Source organism: Lysinibacillus sp. CTST325 (assembly GCF_054665055.1).
Window position 1 is genome coordinate 77,447 of sequence record NZ_BAAFHO010000011.1, and the last position, 15,240, is coordinate 92,686.

General features: G+C 36.6%; 20 protein-coding genes. 17 read left to right on the forward strand and 3 right to left on the reverse strand.

The features are described from left to right. Position 1: 1 nt before the first annotated feature. The 15 genes from ACYQ73_RS20645 to ACYQ73_RS20715 all read left to right on the forward strand — a co-directional run bounded on the left by ACYQ73_RS20645 (position 2) and on the right by ACYQ73_RS20715 (position 12,258). Positions 2-607: a major tail protein gene (locus ACYQ73_RS20645; RefSeq protein ID WP_460014188.1), complete on the forward strand. Its 606-nt coding sequence runs from the start codon at positions 2-4 to the stop codon at positions 605-607. Between the two features lie 73 nt (positions 608-680). Next, positions 681-1,010 carry a hypothetical protein gene (locus tag ACYQ73_RS20650; protein WP_460014189.1) on the forward strand — a complete coding sequence of 110 codons (330 nt, stop codon included), beginning with the start codon at positions 681-683 and terminating at the stop codon, positions 1,008-1,010. A gap of 62 nt (positions 1,011-1,072) precedes the next feature. After that, positions 1,073-1,219: a hypothetical protein gene (locus ACYQ73_RS20655; RefSeq protein WP_460014190.1), complete on the forward strand. Its 147-nt coding sequence runs from the start codon at positions 1,073-1,075 to the stop codon at positions 1,217-1,219. Positions 1,220-1,235: 16 nt separating this feature from the next. Further along, the gene (locus tag ACYQ73_RS20660) at positions 1,236-6,029 is read left to right on the forward strand and encodes a phage tail tape measure protein (protein ID WP_460014191.1); all 4,794 of its coding nucleotides are present in this window, start codon (positions 1,236-1,238) and stop codon (positions 6,027-6,029) included. Positions 6,030-6,040: 11 nt separating this feature from the next. Beyond that, positions 6,041-6,928, forward strand: coding sequence for a phage tail family protein (locus tag ACYQ73_RS20665; protein ID WP_460014192.1), 888 nt, complete (start codon positions 6,041-6,043; stop codon positions 6,926-6,928). A 2-nt stretch (positions 6,929-6,930) separates the two neighbouring features. Beyond that, positions 6,931-8,037 carry a siphovirus ReqiPepy6 Gp37-like family protein gene (locus tag ACYQ73_RS20670; RefSeq protein ID WP_460014193.1) on the forward strand — a complete coding sequence of 369 codons (1,107 nt, stop codon included), beginning with the start codon at positions 6,931-6,933 and terminating at the stop codon, positions 8,035-8,037. Between the two features lies 1 nt (position 8,038). Then, positions 8,039-8,905, forward strand: a complete 867-nt coding sequence (locus tag ACYQ73_RS20675) for a hypothetical protein (protein ID WP_460014194.1) — start codon at positions 8,039-8,041, stop codon at positions 8,903-8,905. Then, positions 8,905-9,564, forward strand: a complete 660-nt coding sequence (locus ACYQ73_RS20680) for a hypothetical protein (protein ID WP_460014195.1) — start codon at positions 8,905-8,907, stop codon at positions 9,562-9,564. The genes ACYQ73_RS20675 and ACYQ73_RS20680 overlap by 1 nt, the downstream gene beginning before the upstream one ends. 4 nt (positions 9,565-9,568) lie before the next feature. After that, positions 9,569-9,835 carry a hypothetical protein gene (locus tag ACYQ73_RS20685; protein WP_460014196.1) on the forward strand — a complete coding sequence of 89 codons (267 nt, stop codon included), beginning with the start codon at positions 9,569-9,571 and terminating at the stop codon, positions 9,833-9,835. 2 nt (positions 9,836-9,837) lie between these two features. Beyond that, positions 9,838-10,005: a hypothetical protein gene (locus ACYQ73_RS20690; protein WP_460014197.1), complete on the forward strand. Its 168-nt coding sequence runs from the start codon at positions 9,838-9,840 to the stop codon at positions 10,003-10,005. A gap of 47 nt (positions 10,006-10,052) precedes the next feature. Then, positions 10,053-10,307 carry a hypothetical protein gene (locus ACYQ73_RS20695; RefSeq protein WP_460014198.1) on the forward strand — a complete coding sequence of 85 codons (255 nt, stop codon included), beginning with the start codon at positions 10,053-10,055 and terminating at the stop codon, positions 10,305-10,307. A gap of 71 nt (positions 10,308-10,378) precedes the next feature. After that, entirely contained in the window at positions 10,379-10,831 is a 453-nt protein-coding gene (locus tag ACYQ73_RS20700; RefSeq protein WP_460014263.1) for a phage holin family protein, read from the forward strand. Further along, entirely contained in the window at positions 10,831-11,565 is a 735-nt protein-coding gene (locus tag ACYQ73_RS20705; protein WP_460014199.1) for a M15 family metallopeptidase, read from the forward strand. The genes ACYQ73_RS20700 and ACYQ73_RS20705 overlap by 1 nt, the downstream gene beginning before the upstream one ends. A 133-nt stretch (positions 11,566-11,698) precedes the next feature. Further along, positions 11,699-11,923, forward strand: coding sequence for a transcriptional regulator (locus ACYQ73_RS20710; protein WP_460014200.1), 225 nt, complete (start codon positions 11,699-11,701; stop codon positions 11,921-11,923). Continuing rightward, complete coding sequence (locus ACYQ73_RS20715; RefSeq protein ID WP_460014201.1) at positions 11,917-12,258, forward strand: aconitate hydratase; 342 nt, start codon at positions 11,917-11,919, stop codon at positions 12,256-12,258. The genes ACYQ73_RS20710 and ACYQ73_RS20715 overlap by 7 nt, the downstream gene beginning before the upstream one ends. Before the next feature lie 63 nt (positions 12,259-12,321). On the opposite strand, the gene ACYQ73_RS20720 is transcribed toward ACYQ73_RS20715, so the two are convergent. Beyond that, on the reverse strand, positions 12,322-13,089 hold the full coding sequence (locus ACYQ73_RS20720) for a hypothetical protein (RefSeq protein ID WP_460014202.1): 768 nt from the start codon (positions 13,087-13,089) through the stop codon (positions 12,322-12,324). An 80-nt stretch (positions 13,090-13,169) separates the two neighbouring features. Further along, the gene (locus tag ACYQ73_RS20725; protein ID WP_460014203.1) at positions 13,170-13,382 is read right to left on the reverse strand and encodes a helix-turn-helix domain-containing protein; all 213 of its coding nucleotides are present in this window, start codon (positions 13,380-13,382) and stop codon (positions 13,170-13,172) included. A gap of 161 nt (positions 13,383-13,543) precedes the next feature. Between ACYQ73_RS20725 and ACYQ73_RS20730 the strand changes: the two genes are divergently transcribed. Further along, positions 13,544-13,765, forward strand: a complete 222-nt coding sequence (locus tag ACYQ73_RS20730; RefSeq protein WP_460014204.1) for a hypothetical protein — start codon at positions 13,544-13,546, stop codon at positions 13,763-13,765. A gap of 41 nt (positions 13,766-13,806) precedes the next feature. Continuing rightward, positions 13,807-14,706: a helix-turn-helix transcriptional regulator gene (locus ACYQ73_RS20735; RefSeq protein ID WP_460014205.1), complete on the forward strand. Its 900-nt coding sequence runs from the start codon at positions 13,807-13,809 to the stop codon at positions 14,704-14,706. A gap of 210 nt (positions 14,707-14,916) precedes the next feature. Here ACYQ73_RS20735 and ACYQ73_RS20740 read toward each other — a convergent pair whose 3' ends face one another. Continuing rightward, positions 14,917-15,132: a helix-turn-helix domain-containing protein gene (locus ACYQ73_RS20740; RefSeq protein ID WP_460014206.1), complete on the reverse strand. Its 216-nt coding sequence runs from the start codon at positions 15,130-15,132 to the stop codon at positions 14,917-14,919. Positions 15,133-15,240 lie beyond the last annotated feature (108 nt).

Genomic DNA, 15,240 nt, shown 5'->3' on the forward strand with positions numbered 1-15,240 from the left:
TATGGCAGGAGTATTAATCGGTTTATCGGATATTCATTACACAAAGATTGCAGCTGGTGCTAAAGATGCTACAACAGCATTTGCTAATCCAATCCAAAAACTAGCTAAGGCAATCGAGGCTAAAGTTACACCAAAGACTTCTAATGCAGTTTTATACGCAGATGATGGCGCAGCAGAGTCCACTTCAGCAGAAGGTGAAACAGAAATGGAGTTTAAAATTGATGCGCTAGCTAATGCGGTCTATGCAGATATTTTAGGTAAAGAAATTAACGAAGATGGCGTTGTAATTGACGCATCTGGTGATGTAGCGCCTAACATTGCCTTGGCATTCCGTAGCCTTAAATCAAATGGTAAGTACCGTTACTTCTGGTACTACAAAGGTAACTTCCAATTACCTGAGGAAAACTATAAAACCAAAGGCGAAAGTGTTGAATACAATACACCATCAGTAAAGGGTGTATTTGTAAACTCTGACGTTGTTAAAAATTCTAAAGGCGAAGGCATTAAACGTATGTTTGTGGATGAGGACGACGAGGGTGTAGATGCATCTGTAATCGCAAATTGGTTCAAAAAAGTTTACACAGGTTCAACAACACCTACACCTTAATAAAAAAGTTTAAGAGGGCGATACTTTCGCTCTCTTTTTATTATGCAAATTTAACTAAAGGGAGAGATATTGTATGTCTACAAAAGCAGAAGCAATGAAAGATGAAGGCGTGAAAATCACATTAGGAAACAAGAAATTTGAAGTACGTTTTGACTTAAACGCTCTATGTAACTTGCAAGACAAATTTGGAGATTTTACAAAGGCTTTTGATGGTTTAGAAAAGCAAGATTTTAAAAAGATTCGTTCACTATTACATGTTGGGTTGGCTAATGGTGAGAACATCAACATCACTGAAGCGGATGTTGGAGCATTAATCGATATGAAAAATATAACGACTGTAACTGATGCACTTACACAAGCATTTGGTGATGCTATGCCATCTACAGATGAAGAGGGAAAGTAAACGATCCGCAAGGCGACAAAGAGTTGCCAGCGGATTTTTTTATATACATTGGGACGGTCCATTTGAACTTAGATGAATCAAGAGTGTGGGGGGCAACACCGAGAAAGCTACTAGCTCTGTGGGACAGACACTGCATTTTCAAAGGTTGGAAAAAGAAAGAAGAAGCAGAGCAAGTACCACGTGCTTATGCAGATCAAGTCCAGTGGTAGAAAGATGGTGAAATGAATGGCAGAAATAGGCGATTTAAAGGTCAAGTTATCCTTGGATAATGCACAGTTTGACCGCTCAGTTAAAAGCATGAATACGACTCTAAAAGCGATGGGTCAAGAAATACGAGGCTTGCAAAACAAAGGTAAAGAATGGAGTTCTTCGATCGATGGACTAAAGCAAAAGCAAGATGCTTATAGTCGACTGTTAGAGGGACAGCAAACCAAAGTTAAAAAGCTTGCTGAAGAATATCAAAAAGCAAAGGCAGAGCAAGGTGAACATGCTGATAAGACACAAAAATTAGCAGAACAATATCATCGTGCGACTGCTGAAATGACGCGTACTGAAACTGAACTAGGCCAAGTAACAGCAGAATTAAGAAAACAAGAAGCTGAACTAGCAAGGTCACAATCTACTTGGAACAAGTTTGGCGAGGCAGCTCAACAAGCCGGAGAAAAAATGAAGGCTGTTGGTGACAAGATGACATCTGTCGGTAAGGATTTATCGATGAAAGTAACAGCACCGTTAACGGCTTTAGGTGTGGGTGCATTTAAAGCAGCGGTAGATTTCGAAAGTGCTTTTGCTGGAGTAAGAAAAACAGTAGATGCCTCGGAACAGGAATTTGATGCACTTGAAAAAGGTATTCGTGATATGGCAAAACAAATGCCTGTTGCAGCAACAGAAATAGCAACAGTGGGTGAGGCAGCTGGACAGTTAGGTATTAAAAAGGAAAATATTCTAGGGTTTTCAGAAACCATGATAAAACTTGGTACTGCTACAAATATGAGTAGTGATCAAGCAGCTACAGCATTAGCGAGACTTGCAAATATCACGAAAATGAATCAAGGTGACTTTGATAAGCTAGGTAGCTCGATTGTTGCTTTAGGAAATAACTTTGCTACTACCGAATCTGAAATCACTGACATGGCACTACGACTTGCTGGAGCAGGTGCGCAAGTTGGTATGAGCGAAGCTGATATTTTAGGTCTATCCGCGGCACTCACATCCGTTGGTATTCAAGCTGAAATGGGCGGAAGTGCCTTTTCGCGTGTAATGGTTAACATGCAAATGGCTACATCTGGCACAGATAAATTTAAAAAGGTTTCAGATGAAACTGGATTGACATTACGTGAGCTACAACTCGCTGCTGGGTCCGGCGGGAAAGCATTTGGTACTTTTGCTGAAAGTATGGGTTTAACTCGTAAAGAGTTAGGTGACATCATCTCCACACAAGCAGATTTAGAAAACTTCGCAAAAATTTCTGGCATGACCGCTGATCAGTTTAAAAAGGCATTTGCGGAAGATGCAGTAGGAGCAATTGGAGCATTCGTTGATGGATTAGGGAATGCAGAAAAATCAGGAACTACCGCAATTAATATGTTACAAGAGATGGGCATCACGGAAATTCAACTACGTGATGCTTTGTTACGTGCCGGCGGAGCAGCTGAATTATTTGGAGATGCTGTTAAAACATCTAATCAAGGATGGACTGAGAACAACGCACTTAATAAAGAAGCAGAAGAAAGATATAAAACAACAGCATCTCAAATGACAATTTTGTGGAACAAAATAAAAGATGTAGGTATAACACTTGGTGATATTTTAATCCCGAAAATTATTGCTTTAATGGATTTTATCGCTCCTTTAATAGAGAAATTTGCAAGTTTATCAGAAGGTACTAAACAATTTATTTTAGTGGTAGCAGGCATTGCAGCAGCTATTGGTCCACTTTTAGTTATTGGCGGAACTTTAATATCATCTTTAGGCGCAATTTTTACAGCATTCGGCACTGTGTCTAGCGCTATCGCAGTAGTAACAACTGGTGTAGCAGCAGCTACTCCGGCTATAGGAGCATTAGCAAGTGTATTTACAGTATTGACAGGACCAATTGGTTTAACAATTGCTGCTGTAGCCGCATTAGGAATTGGTATTTATGCAGTAACTCAAGAGTTAAGCAAATCATCTATTGAAGTTGAAGATTGGAAAAATAAAGTCTCGGAAGGAACAGCTCAAGCAGTTGGTAGTTATTTAGATTTAGAACAACAAACAACAAATGCTTTTCACCAAATCGCTTGGTCTGGCGAAACAGTAACTCAAGAAATGGCAACTAAAATGGTTGGTATGTATGACCAAATGGGGCAACAAATCTTAACAGAAATGCAATCAGACCATGCTGCACAGCTTACGGAGATGACTAACTTCTATGCTCAATCTAACGCTTTAGACGAAACTAGAGAAGCAGAAATTCTTTCTAGAATGAAAACTAAGCAAGCAGAGCAACAGGCAGTTATCACAGAAGGTAATGCTCGTATTAAAGAAATTTGGGAAACAGCGGCTAAAGAGAAGCGACAAATTTCAGAAACAGAAGAAAAAGAAATTGATGCTATTAATCTACGCATGAAAGAAAGTGCAGTTAAACATTTATCTGAATCAGAACGTGACCAAAAGATTATCTTAGACAATCTTAAAACTGAATCATCTAAGATTTCAGCAGAGCAAGCGGCTGAAGTTGTAAAGAATTCAGAAAAGCAACGTAAGGAAACTGTCAAGAATGCAGAAGACACTTTTAACCAGACTAAGAAGAATGCTCAAATGCAACGTGATGAACTAGGTATCATATCAGAAGCAGAGTATCAAAAGATCGTCGGAGAAGCTAAAAAGAAGCGAGACGATACTATTAAACATGCTAATGACATGCATCAAAATGTTGTCAAGGAAGCAAAAGGTCAAGCTAAAGAACACGTTAATGAAGTTAACTGGGAAACTGGTGAAGTGTTATCTAAATGGGAAACTTTTAAGAACAGTGCAACAAAAAAATGGGGCGAAATAAAAACTAGCGCTTCGAAAAAATGGGATGAAATAAAATCCGATACCATTACAAAATGGGAAGAAATAAAAGCTTGGCCTGGTAAGAAGATCGAAGAAATGAAATCGGCAGTTGAAAAGAAAATGGCAGAAGTCAAAACTACAATTGAAAAAAAGTGGGATGATGCTAAAAAGGTCTTTAAAGCTGATAGTCTACTCCAAATAGGTAAAGATATTGTCAACGGCCTAATAAAAGGTATCGGTGATATGTTCGGTGGTGTTAAAAAGAAAGTCGAAGAATTAGCAAGTTATATTCCAGACTGGGCTAAGGATATTTTAGGGATTCATTCTCCATCTCGTGTTATGGCTGAAATTGGTATGTGGACTGGTGAAGGTCTTGCCCAAGGTATCGAAAGTAAAAGTGACCGAGTATCGAATGTCATGAAGGACTTGGGAAATAACTTGATTGATATCGCAAACCAATACAAGTCAGAAGAAAAGAAAATCACTGAAAAAGCTAATGTCGAAATAGCACAAATTGAAAAACGTTCTAAAGAAGATATTGATAAAATCAACCGTACTGCTGCATCTAAGAAACGTAAGACAACGCAGGATGAGAACATTAAAATCCAACGCATAAAAGAAGATGCTTCTAAGAAAATCGCAGATATTGAAAAGAAATCTGCTAAAGAATCTTCTGATCTATTAGGTAAAATTCAAAAAGATAAATTGGAAAAGATTAAGTTGTTTATCCAAGACAAAAAATCTTCAGAAGAATTAAGTCTCAAAGAGGAAGCTGAGATTTGGAAACAAGCTGTATCCCAATTTAAAGAAGGTACGAAGGAACGTGTAGAAGCGCAGAAGGCCTATAATAAAGCTGTGGAAGACCTCAACAAAGCTGATTTAGAAAGCATTAAGCAATATATATCAGATAAGAAGTCTTCAGAGGAATTATCTTTAGTTGAAGAAGCTAAGATTTGGGAAAGAACTATTGGCTTATTTGAAGAAGGTAGTAAAGAGCGTATAGAGGCTCAGCAGAACTATAAAAAAGCCGTTGAAGCTGTTAATAAAGAGATTGTTTCTATAAATAAAGATTTCCAAGGTCAGATGAAAACGATCATGGACGATTTAGCAAAGGAAGAAGAACAGAGAAACAAAACTTATCAGGATACGTTTGACAAACGTAAATCAACGCTTATGGGATTCGCTGGTACGTTTGACGAATTTAAAGTTGAACTTAATCGAACAAGTGCTGAATTAATGGGAAATCTACAATCACAAGTGGATGGTTTTAAAGAGTGGCAAGATCAATTTACTAAGCTATCTGAACGTAACATTGATGCGGAATTATTAAAAGAGATTTCGGACTTAGGAGTTAAAGCATTACCTGAGTTATCCGCACTTAATAGCATGACTGATGATCAATTGACGAAGTATAGCGAGCTGTACCGCGAAAAATCTCAATTAGCTCGAGAGCAAACAGAAAAAGAATTAGTTGGTATGCGTGAAGATACGGATATTCAAATCCAAAAATTACGCGAAGCTGCTAATGATAAATTGAACCTTATCCAGAAAGAGTGGGATAAGGCTATTCGCAATTTAACGAGAACTACAGCGAATGAATTATCTACGCTTCAACAAATCGGTATAGACGCTGGACAAGGGCTACTAAACGGTTTAGCAAGTATGCAAGGACCACTTATCGATAAGGCAACGGAGATAGCTAACAGCATTAAAGAAGCAATGCAAGGTTCATTAGATATCCATTCTCCAAGCCGTGTAATGAAGGGCTTTGGTGTTAACATTGCTGAAGGATTAATCCAAGGAATGAACAGCATGATTGCACAAGTTGAACAGTCTTCCACAGGATTAGCTAATGCAGTTGTTGGTGGTCAAAATAATTACGATTACTCTAAACAATTTAGTCCTAACGTAAAAATATATACACAAGATAGTGGATCGCGTGAAATGGAACGTACGTTACGACGTATGGCATATGGATTCTAGGAGGTGGCGATTTGAATATAAAAGAATTAAAGATTACTAATAGTCGTGACGATTCGATAACATTCGGTCGTCATTTTTTCTTGATTGAAGACTTTCAGATTAGCGGTTTAAAGGCAAATGTAAATACTTCTACATTTACAAGTGACGGAGCACATTATCAATCGACTGTGCTAAACGTCCGTGAGTTGGATGTTCCTTTCTACATTAAACGTGATGGCAATGAAGCATGGTGGATTGAAGAAAAGCGACATGAAATGTATACGGTATGTAATCCGAAACACAATCCAATGAGGCTCGATTTCACTACGAAAGCCGGACATGAGTTTTATTTATATGCCAATGCAGAAATGGCACCTACTTATAACAACGGTTTTGAACATGATAATAAGAAGTGGTTAAAAGGACTACTACAATTTGTTGCTACTGATCCATTTATCTACGAGAAAAACGATTATTACGCTGAGATAGGATTATGGAAACCAGCATTCGAATTTGTACTCGAAATACCTGAAGGCGGAATTGAAATGGGATACCGTACGCCTTCCACAATGATTAATGTGGAGAACACAGGTCAAGAAGCTACAGGCATGATTATTCGATTTAAAGCTACAGCTACCGTTAAAAATCCATCATTAATAAATGTAAATACTTATGAATCGTTGAAACTTAATACAACAATGCGCGCTGGTGATGAAATCTTCATAAATACTAACCGAGGTAAACGATCCATTATATTAAGTCGTAACAACGTTCAGACGAATGTTTTCAATGTACTAGACTTGTCCTCCACATTCTTACAGATTGAGGCCGGAGATAATTTATTCCGTTATGAGGCTGAGGAGAACATTGATTTCTTAGAAGTGTCATTTAACTATCGCGCAAGACGGATTGGGGTGTAAGCATGGTTGATTTAAATGTATTTGATCTAAATTTCAATCGTATCGGAGAAATAAGTGAATACAAAAAGCTTATTCTCCAAAGGAACTATTATAAATTTAGCATGCTTACATTGGTGGTACCGGGAACGCCTGAAATGATTGAACTGTTAAAAATGAACAACATTATTACAACTCAGTCTAACTTTAATTATGGTTATATCATTCAACATTTTGATTATATCGATGAAAACGGAAGTGAAATTGAAGTTGTAGCCTATTCACTTAATTTTTTATTGTCTTGGAGAGTCATTGAAAGACAACAGCGTTATGAAGGAAATGTAGAGGACATCATCAAATCTTTCATAGCTTCAAATGCAATCAATACTAGCCCAAATAAGGTACTACCAAATTTAAGACTTGCAGCAAATACAGGCATCAATATTGTGGATGACAGTACTAAAACAGGTGGTCCAGTTAGTGAGCATTGTTTTGCGCTATGTCAAAAGCATGAGATGAGTTTTGATGTCCTCATGAATCATAAGGATAAAAAATATGATGTTTACACATGGCAAGGCGAAGATCATAGCATTACTCAAAATGTTCATCCGCATGTGATTTTCAGTAAAGAGTTTGATAACGTCATTAAACAAAATTACGTAAATAGCAATATCGAAACGAAAACAACTGCAATCGTGGCAGGCGAAGGTGAAGGAACCGACAGGAAGACTATCACGGTAAATGACAATTTAAGTGGATTTAACAGACGCGAATTGTATGTAGATGCGAGGGACTTACAAAGTGGTTACTTAGATGACGACAATAACAATGTCACATTAACACCGGATGAATATGATGCTACTTTGATTTCGCGAGGTGAAGAAAAATTAGCGGAATATCAAGAAAGAGAAACATACGAAAGTGAGATTGATATGTTTGCTCAATTTGAATACGGTGTTGATTATTCCTTAGGATATGTCGTCAGCATTAGGAACGATGAGCTACAAAAGGTAATGCATGCAAGGGTAGTATGTGCTGAATTAACAGTAGACAGGGACGGTCAAGAATTACGTGTAGAGTTCGGTTCTAACATTCCGACATTAAATGAAAAGATTAAAAAGGCGGTGAGCTAAATTGGCAATACGAAGTGGATTTTTTAATAGTGTAAATGGCGATAGACGATATGATGCAAAGTTTTTTGCCGAGTATTTCGCTTCCTTTATTGGTGATGGAGTTTTTCCGAACCCGAGCAATGGACTACAACTTGTGGAAGGCCTAGGAATGCAAACCGTCCTTAAAGCAGGTAAAGGATGGATTAAAGGTTATTACGTTGTCAACGACAGTGATTATATCTTTAAACACGACATTGCTGATGGAGTGTTAAAACGTATTGACCGCATAGTTATGCGCTTGAATCATTTAACAAGACAAATTGAAGTTGTTTTGAAAAAAGGTTCTCAAGCTTCTTCACCTACAGCACCAGCTATTCAAAGGGATGCAGAGGCTTATGAGTTAGTCCTTGCTGATGTTCTAATCAATGCTGGTACTACTCAAATAAATCAAGGTCTTATCACGGATCAACGGCTTAACAAAAGCTTATGTGGCATTGCACACGGCGTTGTTGATCAAGTCGATACAACTTCAATCTTTAACCAATACCAATCGTGGTTTAACAGCTTTAGCATTACAAAAGCTAATGAATTTACAAAATGGCAAACTGATGTAACGACAGCATTAGAAGCTTGGATTGATGCACAAGAAAAAGATTTTATAGATTGGAGACGTGCCGAAGAAGCACTATTTCTTGCTTGGTTCGAAACTGTAAAAGGTGCTCTTAGCGAAGATGCTGCAGGGAACCTGTTTAATATGATTGAGGACCATAAAAATGATGCACTACCTCACAAGTTTTTAGATACTACAGACAACAAAAAATATAAATACGGATTTAAGACCAATCAAGCTAAAGATGGTCTTATTTTTGTTTATGAGGAGGTTAAATAATGCCTGAAATTCAATTACCTACAAGGCAAACCCAACTTGCGATAGAGCAAAAAGTGAACACTATCAATAATTCCGTGAACACTATCAATAATTCAATGGGGACTGTAGGAAAGAGATTAAGAAGTAAAATATACGCAGACTCAGCTGTTAATAACTACAAGTTTACTGTTCCAGCAGGCGTTACTGAAATTTATATCACTGGAGGAGGAGGCGGCGGTGGTGGTTCCGTTGGTGGCCCTAGTGGTTCTGCTGGAGCTACAGGCGGGGTAACGTCGTTTGGTAATCTGCTAAGCCTTTCCGGTGGAGAGGGCGGTGGTTTATCTTCTGGTGTTGGTGGTGTTGCAGGCGGTCCCGGTGGGTCTTCTGGTGGTCATCCAATACTTACATCCCCAGAACAAACTGGTGGTATTGGTGGTGGCAGCGGTTACTATCCACCCACTCCTCCACGAGCTAATGGAGCATACTGCTGTGGAGGAGGTGGACATGTTGGCGGTCCCGGTGGAGGAGGTGGACATTTCGTCATCGACTATCCACTAACGGTTGTCCCAGGTGCTGACTATGCCATACGTATAGGTAAAGGTGGGTACGGGGGCGGTAGCACCTTTGCCGTTTTATGTAGAGGTGGCGATGGGATATTAACAGTAAAATGGTGGGAGTGATTAAATGAGAATAGCACAAATATTATACAACAAAGCACATTGGATTTTCGAAGCTGATGAAAAGCCTGAGTTTGCACCTGATATTATTTTGGTTGATATTACAGGCCGTGATGATATTCAAGAGGGTTGGGATTATGATAAAGCAACAGGTGAATTTACAGCGCCTAATCGTCCTGAACCAACACCAGTTGAACCACAGATAGATGAAATACAAGCTAAGATTTTAGTCAATACAGAAACGCTTATTTCTATGAAAGAGATGGAGGTATAAGCATGAACAGCCTTACTTATCGAGCTTGCAAAAAGTTAGCAGAACGAGAAAATATGACAGAAACACAAAAGAATGAATTGTTAACAAGTATGGATTTATTCATTTTAACGAAACGTATTACTCAGGAAGAATATAAAGAACTATGTTCATTAATGGAAACGCAAGCATAAGCTTAGCGTTATTTTTTATGCTTTATAAGAAGGAGTGTATTGATTGTATGGAACACTATGTAAAAGATTCTCATGAATATGAAAATAAAAATATTTTCGGTGATTGCGAACAAACTCTAAACCAACTTGCTGAAAATAGGATTTTCAATATCCTTTATGTAGAGGAAAAAGGAATCTTCAATATTTACGAAATGTGTGATGAGTATTTCGGAACAAATCTAACTGTTGGAATGTGTGAAGACTTATCAGAACTGTTCATTAAAATAGGTAATAAGCTTAAAGAAAATAATTCAACTAAATAACATTATGCCTTCCACAATTATCTGTGGAGGGCTATTATCATGCAGAAATAAGGAGTGACATTATGGGAGGAATGGATTTGGATTACTTAGAAGTAGCGCATTTATATTTATTTGGTGGAGTGAAATTTTTACACCTATTACTTTTGTTAATGGGATTAGACATTTTAACAGGAATCATTAAAGCGATTAAAAATGGTAACCTGTGGAGTCGTAAATCATTATTTGGCTACGCTCGTAAGTTACTAGTTTTAATAGTTGTTATCACAGCGAATATAATTGATCAAGTACTGTCGTTAAATGGGACACTCACATTTGCGACGGTACTTTTTTATATCGCGAATGAGGCTTTATCAATTGTAGAAAACATGGCGCAACTAGGCGTATTGGTTCCTCAACAATTAGCAGAAAAATTGAAAGTCATTGAGAACCAATCTGAAGAACGTTTTACAAATGAAGTTCTAAATGAACTAGCTGGTAAAAACGTTGATAAGGAATTGAAAAATAAAAATGGTGGTGAAAAGTAATGGTTAGTATAACAGAAACATGTCGAGATTTAAGCGAATTAACTACAGCTGCACAATTAGCTTGTCGATTGTTATTTCAAGAGTGTTATAAGGCTGGAATAACTGATGTTTTTATTACTGAAACATATCGCTCGCAAGAACGACAAAAATATTTATATGGACAAGGTAGAACTCGTCCTGGTTCTGTTGTTACTTGGACACTTAGTAGCAACCACACATCACGAAGAGCATGGGACATTGCTGTTGCACCTCCAAAGAATCTATACGATCTTTCAACGCTTTCTAAAGTTGGAGCGATAGCTAAAAAGCTAGGTATCACATGGGGAGGCTATTGGCCATCGAGTAGGTATGATGCACCTCATTTTGAAATACCGACTACTTGGAAAGCACCTATTGGTTACAAATTAGAAGGTACCGTAATCGTTCCATCAAACAGTAAAATAAAAGTCCAACTCATTGTTAATGATAAAGAACAAGCTGTGGAAGGCGTGAGTGATGGGAAGTTGTATCGTGTTCAATCAGGCACTTATACTACACAAGCTCAAGCGAATGCAGCTAAGCAAGCATTAGGTAAATATAACATTGCTAAATCTGATTATGTACGAGTTGTTCAGGATGATAACAAGTGGCGATTTATTACCGGCACATATGCTACACAGGCAATTGCTAATAATGCTATCCTAGAAATGAAACGTCTTGGAATTTTATCATACGCTGAGCCAATTCAAGAATAATTTTAAAGCCCAAGTACTCAATTAATTTTGAGCTTGGGCTTTTTTGCGTTTAAAAATCTTTTTCTTGCCAAAACACAAACGGATGTTCTAATATAATTACAAACAAACGTTCTTATTTAGAGGAGTGTAGATAATGAAAGAGCAACTGATTAAAGCGATGCAACGCAATCAATTTGTGAATATGATGTATTTGGCAAGGTCGGGTGAAGTATCAAAAAGACGAATTAAAATCATTAAGATTGTTGGCGATTCGTTTCAGGCGTATTGTTTTACGAGGCAAGCCAAACGCACATTTATGATTGATAGTGTATTGGCAGTTGTTCCAGTCTTTCATAAGGAGCGCTCAGTCGTATGCTGAATCCTGAACAACGACAACTATTTCATAAATTCTTAATTCTAGAAATGGCAGTTCAATCTTTGCAACGTGATTACTCTGTAATTGAAAATTTAAAAATGAGTAAAGTTTATTTACCAATCCTCGATAAGTTATTAAAAGACATAACCCAAGACTATTACGATTCAAAAAGGTTGTTGGCAAAAGAGAAAATAAGGTTATTTAAAGTAGAAAAGATAGACGAGTATTTTAGTGATGTGCATGTAGCGACTGCTGGGAATGATGTGGTTCTACGATATGCTAATATGGCATTAAAAACGCAGGTTGAAAATTTATTATTAAGTCACCAAAATAATTGATTAGGCACTGATTAGTATAGTGCCTATTTTTTACGCAATAAAAAAGTCACTCATTTGAGTGACCTAATCTTTAAATACAGCATGTTCAAAGTAGTTATTTACAACATTCGGTACATTGTCAGTTAAAAAATTATCCCATTTAATTTTATTTAAAGTAGCTTTATCAACTTCGAATGCCATAACCAAGACGTCTTTTTCATTTCCATAGGTATCTACCAACGGGTAATGCCAGTGAATGATAATAGTTTCAAGACCATCGACTTTACTTAAAGGTTGTAGAACTTTTTTAGAATCTAGCCACATACCTCTTTTAGTCATATTGGTAGTAAAGTTTTCACTAGCATTTAAAGCAATGATCACACCTTTATCAGATTCAACGTATTGAATATCGTTAACTGTATCTTTTTTCATATTGTTTGTTTTGCCTAAAACTCCATATACAATATCTTTTATTGTTTTATCAACAGAAGATGTAGTAACAGGTTTAGATTCTTTATTTTTTTCATCATTCTTAGCTTGTTCCTGTTGCGTCTGTGCTTGTGATGCTTCTTTTTCAGTTTCCTCTTTAGCTTTTTGTTCAATTAATGCTTTATCCTCAGATGTTTCTTCCTTAGGTTTCGCTGTCGTTTCTACCTTTTCATTGTCTTTAGAGTCTTTAGATGATTCAGTTCCGTTTGTAGGCACCATTATAAATCCAATTATAAAAACAACAACTGAAATACCAAGAACAAGACCACCCTTCATTTTCTTCTTTTTAATAAATCCAATTACTAATAAAACTAGACCTACAAAAAATCCAAAGATACCTAAAATTGCTAACTTAGTTCCCATAAACAAACTCTCCTCTCAATTTCCATTTTAGGAAACTTGATAACAAAAGTACATATAAAAAAACAGACAACCTTGTTTAGTTATCTGTTTTCTACAAGTTCTAATATATCTTCAATGTTTTTAATATTGAGCGCTTCACAAATTTTTGTAATGTGTTCTTTTTTTAAACTCATGCGTTGGTTATGAACTAATTCACTTACAACAGCTTGTCGTAGTCCTGTCATTTTGACTAGTTCACCTTGAGTCATATTCCGTTCTTCTAATACCTCTTTTAGCTTCACGCGCATTTCCATTATATTCACCTTCCTTCATTTGTTATTCCTAATTTTATTATAAAACATTTCCGCGTAAACGTAAATAAAATAGTTGACTTTCCGTTTAAACGTATATAATATAAAAATCAATAAGACGTTTAAGCGGAAAAACGTATAAACGGATAAAAGGAGGCAAATCAATGAATAATTATTTCAAACTCGAGCAAGAACGATCTAGATATTTATTAGAGCAAACGCTCGTGTTATCTACTGTTAAAGGTTACTTAAAGGGAACTATCAAGTACGACGAATCTAGTGAAGTTGTTAAGTTCGCAACTAAACTATTGGGGATCATCGATGAAGGATTAGTAGCTGTAGATGAAAAGTTTCCAGAACAAAAATGTAATGACGAACAAAACTAACATTTAAGTAGAAATTATATGTAGAAAGAGAGGTGAAAACGGTGGCATTCGAATACCTAGCACAATACAAAACATTTAATTCAGTAGCAGATATGGATAAGAGTGTGGAGGACCATATGGCAACACACTATTATGATTTAACAGAATCAGAACGTGCCATCGTCTTCGCTTTAGCTAGTAGATCTTTAGCATATCCAGGTACTTGTCACTTAAAAGCTAAAACGATTGCTGAACAAACTGGAACTTCACGAAGTACAGTAATGCGTGCAATTAAGAAACTGGTTGAGTTAAACATCATTGAGAAAGTAAAGCAAACTAAGCTTAACGGCATCAAAGGAGCTAGCATTTATAAGATTTTACCTTACAGTGACACATCGAAAGTGAAACATCGAGAGACAGTCGATGAAGCTAGTAGTGACGCGGTTTGCCGTCCACAATCTGAAAACCAAGCATTTAACTCTTTTAATCTTTTAAGTTCTAAACAAGCAAATAATAGTTTATGTGATTTAGAAAATGAATTGGCTTTGCAAGCTGAAAAGAAAAAAGAATGGATGAATGAGTACCAAGTGATGTTATTTGATTTCATGAATAGCTTGCCATTAGCAGATAACTTGAAAGATGAATTACACAAGGTTGTATTAGCTACTCAGGTTCAAAGTGCACCTGACTTCATAAAAGCTAAGAACGTTCTATTCAAAATAGCTATGGATATTAAAGAAGGATTGCTTACAGTTACAAGTACATTAAGAGCTGTATTTGTAGGTGCATACAACAAGGCTATAGAACGATTAAGTAGCAAGTCGATTAAATCGCTATCCATAGAAGAAACTCCATCTAAAGAACGTCCTGTGCCTTTCTACAATTGGTTAAAAGAACGTGATGGCCTTCCACAATCAAATAGTAATAGACCTGGTAATTTAGAAAACTGGCTTGAATGGTAAAGGGGGAAAAAATAAATGAGTCATTTTGAATATATGGAACAACATGGCCAAATGAATATGTATGATTTTCTTTCGGTCCAGAAATCAGACCATAAGATAGACGTGGGCCAATTGCCATCCACAGATGTTAATGAAACTGTTGATAAAAAGAAGTATATAGGGTCTCGAGTAAGAGTGTATATTGTGCGGAGATAAGAAAAAGACCGCTAATTAACTGCGGTCCAATATCAATTCAAATATCTCGTTCATATCTGTGATTTCAAGTGTCTTGCATATTGCTGCTAATTGTTCACGATTAATAGTACTGCGTTGATTATTTACCATTTCACTTATTGCATTTTGTCTTAATCCTGTTTTTTGTGATAATTCTTTTTGAGTTATTCCACGTTCTGTTAGTATCTTTTTTAATTTTAATCGTACTTCCAATTGTGTCACCTCAAATAAAAAATATTTAAATATCGACATTTAGTGATTATTCCCGAGATATCGACATATCAATATAACACCAAACGCTTCTTGATTTAATTCTCGATA

Bases quoted from the DNA above. Each gene is read 5' to 3' on its own strand.
- ACYQ73_RS20645 (WP_460014188.1), top strand. From the start codon at position 2: ATGGCAGGAGTATTAATCGGTTTATCGGATATTCATTACACAAAGATT.
- ACYQ73_RS20650 (WP_460014189.1), top strand. From the start codon at position 681: ATGTCTACAAAAGCAGAAGCAATGAAAGATGAAGGCGTGAAAATCACA.
- ACYQ73_RS20660 (WP_460014191.1), top strand. From the start codon at position 1,236: ATGGCAGAAATAGGCGATTTAAAGGTCAAGTTATCCTTGGATAATGCA.
- ACYQ73_RS20670 (WP_460014193.1), top strand. From the start codon at position 6,931: ATGGTTGATTTAAATGTATTTGATCTAAATTTCAATCGTATCGGAGAA.
- ACYQ73_RS20680 (WP_460014195.1), top strand. From the start codon at position 8,905: ATGCCTGAAATTCAATTACCTACAAGGCAAACCCAACTTGCGATAGAG.
- ACYQ73_RS20685 (WP_460014196.1), top strand. From the start codon at position 9,569: ATGAGAATAGCACAAATATTATACAACAAAGCACATTGGATTTTCGAA.
- ACYQ73_RS20690 (WP_460014197.1), top strand. From the start codon at position 9,838: ATGAACAGCCTTACTTATCGAGCTTGCAAAAAGTTAGCAGAACGAGAA.
- ACYQ73_RS20695 (WP_460014198.1), top strand. From the start codon at position 10,053: ATGGAACACTATGTAAAAGATTCTCATGAATATGAAAATAAAAATATT.
- ACYQ73_RS20700 (WP_460014263.1), top strand. From the start codon at position 10,379: ATGGATTTGGATTACTTAGAAGTAGCGCATTTATATTTATTTGGTGGA.
- ACYQ73_RS20705 (WP_460014199.1), top strand. From the start codon at position 10,831: ATGGTTAGTATAACAGAAACATGTCGAGATTTAAGCGAATTAACTACA.
- ACYQ73_RS20710 (WP_460014200.1), top strand. From the start codon at position 11,699: ATGAAAGAGCAACTGATTAAAGCGATGCAACGCAATCAATTTGTGAAT.
- ACYQ73_RS20715 (WP_460014201.1), top strand. From the start codon at position 11,917: ATGCTGAATCCTGAACAACGACAACTATTTCATAAATTCTTAATTCTA.
- ACYQ73_RS20720 (WP_460014202.1), bottom strand. From the start codon at position 13,089: ATGGGAACTAAGTTAGCAATTTTAGGTATCTTTGGATTTTTTGTAGGT.
- ACYQ73_RS20725 (WP_460014203.1), bottom strand. From the start codon at position 13,382: ATGGAAATGCGCGTGAAGCTAAAAGAGGTATTAGAAGAACGGAATATG.
- ACYQ73_RS20730 (WP_460014204.1), top strand. From the start codon at position 13,544: ATGAATAATTATTTCAAACTCGAGCAAGAACGATCTAGATATTTATTA.